At 51.7% G+C, this 13506-nt stretch carries 9 protein-coding genes; 1 reads left to right on the top strand and 8 read right to left on the bottom strand.

Going from position 1 to position 13506, the window contains the following annotated elements; all coding sequences use genetic code 11:
- Positions 1–17 precede the first annotated feature (17 nt).
- The 6 genes from J2X61_RS15400 to J2X61_RS15375 form a co-directional block, all read right to left on the bottom strand.
- Positions 18–980, bottom strand: a complete 963-nt coding sequence (locus tag J2X61_RS15400; protein WP_310188878.1) for a phosphoglycerate dehydrogenase — start codon at positions 978–980, stop codon at positions 18–20.
- On the bottom strand, positions 980–1810 hold the full coding sequence (locus tag J2X61_RS15395) for a carbohydrate ABC transporter permease (RefSeq protein ID WP_310188876.1): 831 nt from the start codon (positions 1808–1810) through the stop codon (positions 980–982). Before J2X61_RS15395 ends, J2X61_RS15400 begins: the two co-directional genes overlap by 1 nt.
- 10 nt (positions 1811–1820) lie before the next feature.
- Positions 1821–2681 carry a carbohydrate ABC transporter permease gene (locus J2X61_RS15390; protein WP_310188873.1) on the bottom strand — a complete coding sequence of 287 codons (861 nt, stop codon included), beginning with the start codon at positions 2679–2681 and terminating at the stop codon, positions 1821–1823.
- Positions 2682–2770: 89 nt separating this feature from the next.
- A complete protein-coding gene (locus tag J2X61_RS15385; RefSeq protein ID WP_310188871.1) occupies positions 2771–4099 on the bottom strand; it encodes an ABC transporter substrate-binding protein in 1329 nt (442 codons plus the stop codon).
- Positions 4100–4313: 214 nt separating this feature from the next.
- Positions 4314–5972, bottom strand: coding sequence for a response regulator transcription factor (locus J2X61_RS15380; protein WP_274467582.1), 1659 nt, complete (start codon positions 5970–5972; stop codon positions 4314–4316).
- A gap of 16 nt (positions 5973–5988) precedes the next feature.
- Complete coding sequence (locus J2X61_RS15375) at positions 5989–7698, bottom strand: sensor histidine kinase (protein WP_310188869.1); 1710 nt, start codon at positions 7696–7698, stop codon at positions 5989–5991.
- 628 nt (positions 7699–8326) lie between these two features.
- Here J2X61_RS15375 and mraY point away from each other — a divergent pair.
- Positions 8327–9277 carry a phospho-N-acetylmuramoyl-pentapeptide-transferase gene (gene mraY / locus J2X61_RS15370; protein WP_310188866.1) on the top strand — a complete coding sequence of 317 codons (951 nt, stop codon included), beginning with the start codon at positions 8327–8329 and terminating at the stop codon, positions 9275–9277.
- Between the two features lie 26 nt (positions 9278–9303).
- On the opposite strand, the gene J2X61_RS15365 is transcribed toward mraY, so the two are convergent.
- Together J2X61_RS15365 and J2X61_RS15360 are read right to left on the bottom strand one after the other, a co-directional pair.
- Entirely contained in the window at positions 9304–9780 is a 477-nt protein-coding gene (locus tag J2X61_RS15365) for a GNAT family N-acetyltransferase (protein ID WP_310188863.1), read from the bottom strand.
- Positions 9781–10030: 250 nt separating this feature from the next.
- Complete coding sequence (locus J2X61_RS15360) at positions 10031–13504, bottom strand: S-layer homology domain-containing protein (protein WP_310188860.1); 3474 nt, start codon at positions 13502–13504, stop codon at positions 10031–10033.
- Positions 13505–13506: the final 2 nt, after the last annotated feature.

Below are 13506 nucleotides of genomic sequence, written 5' to 3'. Positions count from 1 at the left end.
GACTGACGCCATCCCCTTTACGTAAGCCCGTTATCCGGCTCCCGGCCTGCGAAGATATCGATCAGCGCCTTGGCCGTCACCAGACTGACTCTGCGATACGTCTCTACGGTCTCGGCAGCGGTATGCGGCGTAGCAATCAGGTTATCCAGCTCGAAGAGCGGATTATCCGCCGAAACGGGCTCTTGCTCGTAGACATCGATGGCTGCGCCCGCGATCTTGTTTTCTTTCAGCGCACGATACAGCGCCTTTTCGTCCACCAGAGCTCCTCTCGCCGTATTGACGAAGATCGCACCAGGCTTCATCTTGGCGAATGCCTCGTCGTTCATCATATGGTACGTTTCCTTCAAGCTCGGGAGATGCATGCTGACCACATCGCTCCGGCTGAGCACGTCATCCGAGCTGACCATCTCAACCTGCAGCTCCGCCGCTTTCGCAGCATTCGGGAACTTGTCGAAGGCGATCAGCTTCACGTCGAAGCCTTGCAACTTCTTGGCCACCATCTGGGCGATGTTGCCGAAGCCGAGCAGACCGATGGTTTTCCCCGCCATCTCCTCTCCGACTCTGCGGTCCCAATAACCGCGCCGTGCGGATTGCTGCAGTGCGGAGATATTCCGCATCGCGGACAGAATGAATCCGACCGCCAGCTCGGCCACGGCGTTCGCATTGCCGGCCGGCACGTTGGTTACCTTGACGCCGTATGCCTTGGCTTGGGCCAAATCGATATTGTCTACCCCTACGCCGAATCGTGCGATCCCTTTCAACTTGGGGGCCAGCTTGAATACGGCTTCGTCCCATGTATCGACTCCTGCGACCACGCCGTCGATATCGCCTACGAGAGGCACAAGCTCCTCGAACGTATGCGGACGGCCGACCTGGTTTTCAATAATTTCGCAGCCGGCTTCCTCCAGCATCTGTTTCGCTTCCGCACACAAGACGGAATAATTCGTTGCCGTAACTAGCACTTTTCGCATTGCTGCCATTACTTAACTCCTCCTACTGTCATACCGCTGACCATATATTTTGATGTAAAGAGATACATAATGATGACTGGAATCGACGCGATAATGGAGCCCCCCATCAGCGGTCCCCAAGCGAAGACGTCGCCGACGATCATATCGGAGAGACCGAGCGTAATCGTTTTGTCCGTTCCTTTGGTCACCACAACCAAGGCGTATAAATATTCGCTCCAGCACAGGGTGAAGGCGAAAATGAACGTGGCCGCAATCCCCGGCGCCGCCAGCGGGAAGATGATGTTCAGCATCGTACGCGCCCTGGAGCAGCCGTCGATCATGGCCGCCTCTTCGATTTCAACTGGAATGGACTTGAAATAGGATATCAGCATCCAGGTCGCATACGGAATCGTAATCGTCGGATAGATGAGCATCAGACCATAGATCGAATTGTTTAATCCGATGGAAGATACCAGCATATACAGCGGAATGAACAAGACCGCACGCGGCATCAAATACGCATACAGAATGCCTCGGGAAATCAGACTGCGGCCGATAAAGCGCAGCTTCGAGATCGCATAAGCGGCAAGCATGCTGACGATAATCGAGACGAACGCGACGGCTACGGACACGATCAAGCTGTTTTTTATGTTAACGAGGAAGTTTTTTTCCGTAATAAGCTTGGCGTAAGCTGTTACCGAGAATTGCTTCGGCCAAAAGGTAGGCGTCATATTATAAATCTCGCCGTTGGATTTGAAGGATGTATTCAACATCCAGTACAGCGGGAAAAGCGCAAATACGAGTAACACGGCCAGAGCGACGTATACGGTGATCTGTTTGCCTAATGAATTTTTTTCCATACCGCACCGCCTATTCATTGGACGAAAGCGAACGCTTCGTGACGAAGTTGATCAGCAGGATCAACGGAGGCATCGTCAGGACTGCGATGGCAATCGCTTTACCCAAACTCAAATTTAAGAAACCGGTCGTATAACTGAGTGTCGAGAGCACCTGAGTCCCGTTGGACGGACCGCCACGGGTAAGCAGCCAAATAATCTCGAAATCGTTCAGCGTCCAGATCGTGGTCATCACAGCCGCCAACACGGTTACTTCCTTCACCGACGGAAGCGTCATGTGAATGAAGCGCTTAACTGCACCTGCACCATCCAACATCGCAGCCTCATACATCTCTTTGGGCAGCGTCTGCAGACCGGCCAGAATGGCAACCCCCATGAACGGAATTCCGCGCCATACATTCACCAGAATCACGGAAAACATGGCCAAGTTCGGAGTCGCCAACCAACCGATAGGCTGACTCGCCAGATGCGTCTTGAGCAGCAGGAAGTTCAGCACGCCGCCAACATCGGAGTAAATCCATTGCCAAGTAAAGACGGAGACGATCGTCGGAATCGTCCAAGGCAGGAAGAGAAGCACCCGGAACACGTTGCGAAACACAATTTTCTCATTCAGAACAAGCGCCATCACCATACCGAAAACCGTCTTGCCAATGACGGCCACTGCCGTGAACAGCAGCGTATTCCAAACCGTTTTCCAGAATAAGGAGTCCTGCACCAGCTCGATGTAGTTCTTTAAACCGGAAAATACAGCCGGCGCACCGACCACTTTATTCGTAAAGCTTAGGTACAAGGCCCATCCGAAAGGAAGCACCATAATGGCAAGCAGGTAAATCAGCACGGGACTCATGAGGATATAAGCAAGTCTGTTATTCATATTCGTTTTCAAAGTCATCCCGCCTTAATGAGTTTGGTGGGGCTATGGCGTGCGTTTGTACAGCAGCACGCCCATAGCCTTTATTCCAACTACTTTTTGTACACCTCATCGATTTTCCCGCTCAAGTCTTTCACAGCGGATTCAGGCGTGTAATTCGGCTCGAGCAGCAGCTTCTGGAAGGTGTCGTTGACGATGCGAAGGTTGAACACCTCGCCGGCCTTCGGATTATATTCACCCGGGAAGCCCAGGAAGTTGAAGCCTTTGACGGACTCCGTAAACGCTTGGAACTTCTCATCCTGCCATACTTTCTCGCTTGCCAGCTTGCCGTAGATCGGTCCCGTCAGCGGGGCGCCCTTCTCGACCCAGGTCTTATACCAGTCTGTCGCTACCATATACTCGATGAATTTCTTCGCCAGATCTTTGTTCTTGGAATCTTTGAAAATCCCCAGGTTGTTGCTGATGCCTGGAATATACGTGCCCTTCGGCCCCGCCGGGAAAGGCGCGATACCGGTTTTCTCATAGAGCTCCGGGTTGTCCTTCTTGATCGTTGCAAGCACGCTGCCCGTGTTGAAAATCATGGCTGCCTGACCGCTCAGGTACGCCTTGTTATTCCCGCTGTCATCCCAGCCCAGCGCGCTCGGAGGCGTACTTTTGTCGGTCAGGAAGATATCGCGAATGTATTTCGCTGCCGCAACCGTCTCCGGCGAGTTCGCAATGACCGTTTTGCCGTCCTGCGTATCGAGCGATCCCCCGTAGGACCAGATGATGCCGCGTGTCAGGAATTCCGCATCGGAGTTGCCTTTGCCGTAGCCGATGCCCGCACCGTATACCCCTTTGCCGGGATCCGTCAATTTCTTGGCCATCGTGCGGAACTCTTCCCACGTTTTCGGCGGTGCATCAAAGCCGGCGTTCTTCAGCATGTCCTTGCGGTAGTAAAGCACTTGTGACTCTGTCCAGAACGGAATCGCGTACTGCTTGCCCTGGAAGGTAATGGCTTTCTTCAAGCTCGGCTGAATTTCACCGTTCGCGCTTTCCACTTTCTTCACCAGGTCGCTCAGGTCTTCCAGCACGTTCTTGCCGTAGAACTGTCCGACCTCCTGATAACCGAAGAACGACACGTCCGGTACCGTCTTCGATTCAATCGCAGCGCTCCACTTCGGATAGAAATCCTCGTAGGCGATGACTTCGATGTTCACATTCACATTGTTCTCCGCACCGAACTGCTTGGCGCGTTCGGTAACCAAATTGTTCTGATCTTCGAAGAGCTGCTTCTTCATCCAAACCGTCAGCGTGGGCTTCGATGTGCTGCCCGCAGTCCCGCCGGCCGCCCCGCTCGCGCCTTGATCCGCATGGCTGCAGCCTGCAGCCAATGTTACTAGCAAAGCTCCCGATAACGTCCGGCTCATCCATTTGTTCATATTGTTTGACCTCCTGTATGTATATGCATCCTAGAGCGACCATCCGCGATGGATGATTTCTCTCTTAACTCCATATTAAAGCTTGAACCTTTACGTTCATATGGCAACAATTTAATCCGATGAAACTAAATTAACAAGATGCAATTTATTACAAAAAAACAGTCTGCCGCTTCAGGCAGACTGTTTCCATACGCCTCCCGCCTTCTTCAAAGCATCAAGCCTGCTCGTTCGGCTGCAGTCCCTGCCTGTATTCCTGAGGGGTGAGGGCGTAATATTTCTTAAACACCTTATTGAAATAATTCGGGTTTTGGTAACCAAGACGCAGTGAAACTTCATAGATCTTCAACGTTTGGTCGGCCAGCATCGCAGCCGCCGATTCCATTTTGAGGCGCAGGATATAATCGCTCATGTTCTCACCGGTTTCCAGCTTATAGAGACGCGACACATGAACCGGGTGCATGTACATATAATCGGCGATCGTCTGCAGGGACACATCTTCCGCCAGATGCCTCTGCACATAAGCCTGAATGCGGGATATAGCTTCCTCACGGTCGTTCCTCGTTTCATTCTCCATGGATTGCCGCAGCTCCCCGAACGAGCGCAGGATCCAACTCTGCAGCGATTCCGCAGACCGGCAAGGCGCAAGTCCCGCAGCGTCCGACAGAGCGGAGCCGATCATATTGGCAAGCTCCCTGCCGTTCTTATGCGCGAATGAGCTGAAAGAAGCATAGACGAAGAAATAGACTTCCAGCAGATGCTCGTGAGAATCCGCCCATTTGCGGCAGGGCTCCTCCCAGATGGCCTTTAGTTTCTCTTCGGCCGCCTCCCAATTGCCGGATTCCAGCAAATGAACGAGCATCGGCGGCTCATACAGCCTCTGCACAGCATGTACCTGCATCGGCTCGATCCCTTGCGTATTGGAGATAAATAAACCGCTGCTGCTGCCGACTCTCCTTCGCAGCGTCAGCAAGCTTTCCTCATATAGCGGTTTCACATCCTGAGGGAACTGCCCCCAACGGCTAATCAGCACCGATACGGTGCCCTTCAAGTAATGACTTACACTGATCTGCAGCTGTGCAGCAGCAGCTTGCAGCCTGTCCGCCGCATCGTCCGCAGGAGTGTCGTCCGGTCTCTGCGCGTCCCCGGTTACCGGCGCTGCCGTAACGATGAACGCCAAATACCCGTAGAGGTCCTTACAAGACCAGAGCCGGAATCCATCCTCAAGCAGCTCTTCGGCAATGTTGCAGATCGCATATTCGATCAGCGACAAGTTGTAGAAATCCAGCTGCAGCCACTCGCCTTCCAACCGGACCAGCATCAAAGCGCACGGCTCGCCGTCATCGGCCGTTATTTTGAGCGAGTCCATCTTCTCCCTGAGCCGGCCCGGCGCGAATTTATAGCCCTGCAGCAAGTCGCTTAACAGCTCGCTTCGCAGCTTCGGGAGGCTCTCCTGAAAGGCTTGGACGACTCGTTGGTAGGATAAATTCTCGTCACGTTCCTTCCGCAGGGCCTCCACGGCGCTTCCCACCTTGGCCAGGACGTCTTCATCGCTGACCGGCTTGAGCAGGTAACCGAACAGCCCATGCCCGATCGCTTCTTGCGCATAGGTAAATTCCGCATGACCGGATAGGAGGATGAATTTGACCTTCTTCCACTTCCTGCGGACTTGCGCCAGCAGCTCCAATCCGTTCATGCCCGGCATGCGGATGTCCGACATCAAGATATCGATTGTATTGGTCCCCAGAATCTCCAAGGCTTCGCTGCCGGAGTACGCTTTGAACACCTTGCTAATCCCAATGCTTCCCCAGGGAAGCGTCTCAGCCAAGCTATCGACCACATTCGCTTCATCGTCCACAAGCAAGAGTTGAAACATCCGCTATCCCCTTCTTTCATTCCGAAGTCTTGTCCTGCCAAACCAATTCCGCGCGAAATCCGCCCAGTGGCGACTTCGATACGTTCAGTCCCGAGCTGCCCCCGTACAAATGGATCAGCCTTTGATTGATATTCCACAGCCCGAAGCCGCCATCGCCCCTATCTTCATTGGCGGCTGCGGCGACCTTGCCCTGCAGCTCGGCCAGACGTTCTTCTGGCATCCCCGGGCCGTTATCATCGACGACGATGCGGTTGATGCCGGACGCAGACGCTCCGCGAATCCGGATTTGCCCGAACTCGGCGTTGTTTTCGACGCCATGGAGCACGGCGTTCTCAACGAGCGGTTGGATCAGCAGGCGCGGGATGACCAAATCCAGCATGGTGTCCGGGATGTCGATTTCATAATAAAACCGCTGGCTCCGCAGCAATTGAATGTTCAAATAATTCTCGAGCAGCTTCACTTCTTCTCTCATCGTGGACATCGTGTTATCCAACCGGGTCGAATAGCGGTAGTATTCTCCCAAATTGAGCGCCATAGCCACCACCGATTCCTTGTCGCCCAGGCTAGCCATATTTTTCATATAAAATAAGCAATTGTATAGAAAATGCGGGTTAATCTGCGACTGCAGCTGCTTCAGCCTCGCCTCTTTCGAACGAAGGGTTTCTTTATAGACTTTATCGATCAACTCCTGGATCTGTGCAGCCATCTCGTTGAAGCTTCCGAATAAATAATCGAATTCGTTGTTCGGTTGTTTTTTGAGCCGCACCCAGAATTCGCCTTCTTTGATTCTTCGTACGCCCATGATTAATTGCTGGATAGGCCGCTGAACGTTCCGGTACAGAAGCAAGGTCGCGAGGATACTAAGCACAAGCAGCAGCGCGATCGACACGTAAAACAAATTCCGGCTCTTATTGATCGGAGCAAACGTGCTCTGCAGAGGCACCAAATCAACCAAATACCAGCCCAAGCTCTCCGAGCGGATATAATTGACCACATACTTCTGGTTGCGGAGCGAGACGTTGAGCCTTCCGCTGTAGCCGAGATCCTTGCCGGCCAATTGTTCCGTCATGGCGCCAATGAGCGTACGGTCCGCCGTGTAACTGACAATCGGCTCCTCCCCTTCGTGATAGAGAAAAGGTTCCCGGTCCGCCCCTTGCTTTAATTGGCTCAGCATATTCCTTAAATTAGCTTCCGTGAAGCGAACTTCAATGAATAAATTGGGAATATAAGATTCCTCGATGCGCGAAAACATCATTTGCTTGAGTCCGAACGTCATCGAGTTATGGTAGGACCATTTGCGGAGCTCCGGATTCTGCAAATCCTTCTCGTCGAACCGGGCGGAGTAATCCGTGGAGATAATTTCCTTGGAATCGGTCAAATAGAAAATGATTTGGTTGCTCCACGGGCTTGTCGACGTCTGCATGTTCAGCATATCGACGATCCGCGATTGGCGCTGGAGCTGCACGTTCGGGTCACTGGTCGAACGGCCGTCGATATATTCACGAATGCTGTAATCTCTGCCGGCAGCCAAAGAGTGCTTCATCAACTGATCGACCATCACATCCAGCTGGCTCGTGAAGAAGGCAAGCCGGTTGCGGTTGCCGTCCTCCATCGTTTGGCGCACAACGCCCACACTGACCTGGTAGGAATATCCATATAAAAGAATAATGGGAACAAGCAAGAAAATGACTAGCAGAATCACTTTTCCGAAAGTATTGAGTTTCATGCAGGTGTGCTCCTATGTCAGCTTTTCTAGTATTATACTAGACTCTTCTCGGATAAACGACCTTCATATCAGAAGTTATTTTAATGTCCAGATCCCCTTGTTCATATGGCAATCTTTTAACTTTCTGATAATAATTTAACATCAATCACACTACGATCTAAATGTAAAAAAATAAGACCGTTTATCATAAACGGCCTTACCTCTTCTGTCACTTATCCTCGTTAATTCCACCCTTTGGCTATAATAACCGGCTTTTTCCTTTTAAAAATCAACTTATGCAGGAAACTGGCATTCCTTCTACGCTTGAGAGTGAGCCTAAGACCTTCCAACAACAGCATGGATCTCAATTCGTCGCGACGATTTAGTGTGTGCAATCGGTTAATGAACTTCGGGTCCATCTCGGTTCCTCCCAAGGTCTGATTCGAATATGCCTAAATTATAACCAAACCGAGGGAAAATGATTGTCACATTGTAGATTTGTAAAACACTTTTTTTGTCGGAAACTGAAAATATGAAAAAACGCCAGACAAACCTTCTCTTTAATGGCTGTTAAACTTTAGGTAAAGTGATTTTAGAGGCATAACATGAAGGGATACTTCATTTCGGACAAGGGAGAGGGGCTTTCAGCATGCTTGGGATATTCGGAATATCTGGTCTTTCCTTTATACTGGTGGCGTTATTAACGCCACTGCTCATTTGGGGGCTGCGCAGCCTGAAACTTACGCAACCCATTCGCTCCCAATTACCCCCTGACCATCAAGTGAAACAGGGAACACCGCTGATGGCCGGCCTTATTTTGCTTATCGGCGTGGCAGCATCCTTGCAATTTCACCCTGCACCATGGATGATTTTTTTGTGCGTAACCTTTCTCTTATTCAGCTCCGTTGGGTTTATGGATGATTTCAAAAAAGCAGCGCAGCAAGATCCCTCAGGCATTTCGGGACGGACTAAATTAGTGTTTCAATTCGCATTCACCGGCATGCTGTTGGTCACTTTGTTTCATTCGTTTGCACTGACGAGCGATATCTCCTTATTCAATGGCTTTCAGCTGCATCTGCCTGTTTACGCATACATAATTATTATGTCATTGTTTGTAGTTGGATCAGCTAATGCTATTAATTTCACAGATGGTCTGGACGGGCTATTGATCAATGTGGCAATTCCGACTTACTTTTTCTTCTTTCTCATCTCAGATAAACAGGAAGTACAAATATTTTCCCTCGTCATGATTAGCTGTCTGCTTGGATTATTGCTCTACAATATTTACCCCGCCAGAGCCTTTATGGGTGATACCGGATCGCTTGCCATTGGAGGCTCACTCTCCATTCTAGCGGTAATCGAGAAAGTTGAGATCTTCATCCCCCTCCTGTTCTCCGTCTATCTGGCTGAGCAATTCTCGGTCATTCTGCAAGTCTGGTATTATAAGCGCACGAAATTACGACTATTTCGAATGGCTCCGATTCATTATCATTTCAGTTTAAAGTATGGCTGGAGCGAAAATACCATCGTCATGATATTCGGTTTCATTTCTTGGGCGTCTGCTCTTATTTGTTGGTTGATTTGGAAATACGCCTTCTAGGCTTCAGACCTCTGTCATCAAACAAATCAGATTGCCAACACGGTTATGGACTCGCCGTTGAAAATCTCTCCGTTATCACGGAAGCCGAAGCTTTCATATAGCTTCCTGGCAGCGGTGTTATCCGGTTTATAGGGGATCCAGCAGAACTGTGCCGGGCCCGCCGGAAAGGTACGGATTAATGCCAAGATTCTGGCCATGGCTTCCCGACCATAGCCTCGATGCTGGAATTGCTTGTCGATCATCAGCCGCAGGATACAATAGTTGCCTTCTGCGAGTGCCGGTTCTTCGTATCCGGTGATTCCATAAGTCAACATCACAAAACCCACCGGCTGCTCATCCGCATATATGGCAAATGGAAACGGATGCCCCCCGTTGGTCACAAGGACATAACACGAAGCTGCGCTTGACAGATTGGAGGCAACGAAGCGACACTGATCTTCTGAAACTTCCAGGTTAAATATGGCACGCCGGTTTTCCAACGTGATCTTTCTGAGCGTTATCATAGGTCGTCTCCCATCAACACGTATCATTTAGCGCCGCGCGGTCGCATCATTAACATACAACTTCCCCCAGAAAAGGTATAGACTGATAATCATTTTTTTTATATACTATGATGTCTCCATGTCTTTTTTAGGGTTCTCATTTACGATTAGCTAACCGGCACTCATTGTGCCGGTTTTTTTATTTTTAACGAACGCAAGGTGAGTGGAACCAAAAAAGACAAGAGCACGCGTCTCTTGTCTTTTTTGTCATCTATTTCGGCACATTCATCATTAGCTGCAGCAAGTTGTAAACGACTTGCGCACTTTCGGCGCGGTTCATCGCCGCTTGCGGTTCAAAACGTTCATTCGTACGGCCTTGGATGAGACCCAGCGCGTAAGCTGCTTGCACCGCCTCCTGCGCCCAGGCTGGCTCATTCACCATATCGACGAATACTGGCTTCTCTGCAGTGACGGCTTCACCAGCAGCTGCGTTGGCTGCTGCTATACGCTGAGCCCTTACGATCATAGCCGCCATCTCTTGGCGAGTAATGTTTGCTTCCGGTGCGAAGCTATCGGCACTGACACCGTTCACGATGCCTGCTTTTACAGCTCTGGCCACGTCGTGAGCATACCAATCCTGCGCTTTCACATCCGCAAACGTATTGCCTGCTTCTTCCGTCATCCCGAGCAGGCGAATCAGCAACGCAGTGAATTCTGCGCGAGTGACGTCCCTCTCCGGTGCGTAATTATGCTCGTTCACACCTTGTACCAGATGTCTGGCCGCCAATACCTGAATTTCATCCGCCGCCCAGTGGCTTGGTGCTACGTCAGCAAAGGACTTCCTAAATTCAAGTACGGCATATTTGCTGAAATGGTTCACCGAAGCGGTAAGCCGTCCGTTCTCCCATTTCCCGCCGATATACGTAAGCTCACCAGAATCGCTGATGTAGTAGATGCCGACTAGCCTGTGATCTGCCGAGTCCGCAACATCCAACGTCAGCGTAACAGGCTCGCTAAAGCTTGGCAGTTTGCTGGACTTACCATCCTTAGTCTTCACTTCCAAGGTAAACTCCAGCACGTCGCCGGCTGTCTCGATGGATGCGCTGTTCTGCCGACCCGCTTGATTCAACGTTAACTGCATCCCACTACCTGACACGGATGCTACACCAATCATAATGGTGCTATCCGCTCGCTGGTCCTCAGGTATGAGCCCGAGCAGCTTGCTCAATACAACCTTAGGAATTTCAACTGAAGCTTGTTCAGTCTTCACCGTGACCGACGGCTTCAATTGCAGCAGCTCTAACACGGAACTCGGCAGCTCCAACTTCGTCTTGTCGCCCTTTAGCTCAACTGCTTCACCGGCCTTCAGCTGTTCCTCAAGCTTCTTCAACTCGTCGGATTTCACCGGCGGATTAACCGAGTCCGGCTGTGACTGTGGTTCCGAGCCTGAACCCGGTTGAGGATCTGGGTCAGGGTCAGGATTGCTCGGCGTATATGTAACCCTCAAGGCATACGTCGCTTTTAATTCGCCGTAAGTGGCCGTGATGACGGTACTGCCAACTGCACGAGCTGTGACGATACCGAGATGATTGTCAACGGAAGCGACTTCCGGTTGACTGCTCTCATACGTTACCCCTTCCGTCAATATTTCGATACTGCCGCTGGCATAAACCGCTTCCGTTACAGAACCCCCGCTTCTGCCAACTTCCAGCACTGAAGGTCCGCGTACCTGAATCGCCTTCGCCGTATCCAGCACCGCTACCACGCTGTCTGCGTACACATCTGCGTTCACACTTGTAGCACGCACAACCGCGGTGCCTAATCCAATCGCATGGACGATCCCATCATTTGTCACCTCAACGACATTGGGAGCCGTCGAGTTGTACACCGACCACGTCACCGAACGATCCTGTGCCGTCTCCGGCAGTACTGTTGCTTCCAGCTTGACGGATCCGCCCAACGGTAACTGAACCTCCGGCTTATTGATCATGACGGACTGAGCGGTGTCAGCTGCTTTCCGAGGCAGGGTAAACCGATCCACTAGACGGCCGCCAACCGTTTTCGTTACAACTGACATTTCATCACCGGCTGTCTCCACCGTTACGTACATTTGCGTTTGCTCACCGTCGGTGAATTGCGTCCATGGCTTCGGCACTAAATCGTAAAACTTTGGCCCCGTCGACCCTGCCGTCACATAAGCCGTACCTTCCCCGGCAGCAACCGGCTGATTGTTCTTCATGTAACTGCGCAAATAAATGTGATCGTGTCCGTTCAGTACCAGGTCCACCTTAAACTCATCGAACACCGGCGTCCACTGCTCGCGTGTTTCCACCGTATCATAAATGCTGCCGTAGGGGCCACGGTGGAACATGACGATTTTCCACTTCTTGTTCGTCGCCGCCAGATCTTGGCGGAGCCATGTTCTTTGCTCGTCATATTGGTATTCGCTATTCAGAACAACAAAGTGTGCATCCTTATAATCAAAGGAAAAATGAGTACCCTTGAGCGTATCCAATCCGTTCCCCGGCTGATTGAAATGTTGCATAAAGTCGCTGATGCCCTTCGTTCCCGTAACCTCATGGTTACCGAGCACGGACACCAAAGTCGTCTTCATCAGCGAGTCCTTTACCTTGTCAAAGAACATGTTCCATTGCGCTTCCAAGTGACCGGAGTCGACCATGTCGCCGGCATGAGCTATGAAATCGGCTTCCGGATGCTCCGCCACCGCTTTATTCAAAGTAGCCGCCCACTTGTCGTAGCCAGCGCTGTCCGCCGCCTGTGAGTCGCCAAAGAACACAAACTTCAGATGATCATCGCTTTCCGGCGCAGTCGTGAACGAACCTTGGCCGCTTACAAAGCCGTTGCTACCGTTACCAACCCGGTACACATACGTCGTTCCCGGCTCCAGACCGTTAAACGCCGCTTTGTGCACACGAACAGTACCGATATCATACGTGACGAACAATGAGCTGTCGCCCTCCACCTTCGTCACCCCTGCCTGATCGAAGCCGGTGAACCCGTCCTTCTTCGCCAGCTCCACTACCGTGTCCTTAACGCTCGGATGCGTATGCCATGTAAAGCCGCGCTCGCGCTTTGGATCGGCGCCCATACTCACGTTCACGTTGTACGGCGTCGTCGTACCGAACAGCCTCGAAACCGTCAACGTCATCACGGGGCTGTAGACGGAATCCTTCACCGCTTGGATGTTATACGTCTTCAGTGCCCCAGTCAAGTCGGTCAGTGTCAGCTTGCCGGCACCGTTCGCGGTACCTCGCTCCACCCCGTCAACCAGCAGCTTAGCCCCGGAGGCTGCCGCCCCGGTCACATCCGTTACTGTAAAGTTAGTCGGGCTCCCTTGCACGACGCCAAGTTCATCCCACCCGACCTGCAGGCCGTATTTAATAACCACCTCGAGCGGTAGTCCGAAGAATGGCCAAGCGCGGCTTGGATCCGACGCCAGCTTGATGGTGCCCGATTGGAATTGAATTACGTGCTTACCGACGGCATCAGACTTCACACGGAATTGCAAGCTGCCAAGCACATCGGAATCCGTCAGCGTAACGCTATTCAACCCTGCAAATGTAATTTTGGCTGTACCGGCAGCAGAGTCCATCGACGCTTGCGCCTGGCTTCCGTTCAGCTTGCCGCCGGGAATGAACTGCAGCGCCTCCACCTTAGCCGGATCGAGCTTGAATTGCAATTCGCCGCCTCCGATGAGTCTGACATTGCTGCCTTTGATATCCACCG

This window comes from Bacillus sp. 3255, from assembly GCF_031456485.1.
Lineage (GTDB): Bacteria > Bacillota > Bacilli > Paenibacillales > NBRC-103111 > Paenibacillus_E.
This window is presented reverse-complemented; position numbering and strand designations above follow the sequence as displayed.

Excerpts from the sequence above, each read along its gene's own strand:
- J2X61_RS15400 (WP_310188878.1), bottom strand. The coding sequence starts at position 980 with ATGGCAGCAATGCGAAAAGTGCTAGTTACGGCAACGAATTATTCCGTC.
- J2X61_RS15365 (WP_310188863.1), bottom strand. The coding sequence starts at position 9,780 with ATGATAACGCTCAGAAAGATCACGTTGGAAAACCGGCGTGCCATATTT.
- J2X61_RS15390 (WP_310188873.1), bottom strand. The coding sequence starts at position 2,681 with ATGAATAACAGACTTGCTTATATCCTCATGAGTCCCGTGCTGATTTAC.
- J2X61_RS15380 (WP_274467582.1), bottom strand. The coding sequence starts at position 5,972 with ATGTTTCAACTCTTGCTTGTGGACGATGAAGCGAATGTGGTCGATAGC.
- J2X61_RS15375 (WP_310188869.1), bottom strand. The coding sequence starts at position 7,698 with ATGAAACTCAATACTTTCGGAAAAGTGATTCTGCTAGTCATTTTCTTG.
- mraY (WP_310188866.1), top strand. The coding sequence starts at position 8,327 with ATGCTTGGGATATTCGGAATATCTGGTCTTTCCTTTATACTGGTGGCG.
- J2X61_RS15395 (WP_310188876.1), bottom strand. The coding sequence starts at position 1,810 with ATGGAAAAAAATTCATTAGGCAAACAGATCACCGTATACGTCGCTCTG.
- J2X61_RS15385 (WP_310188871.1), bottom strand. The coding sequence starts at position 4,099 with ATGAACAAATGGATGAGCCGGACGTTATCGGGAGCTTTGCTAGTAACA.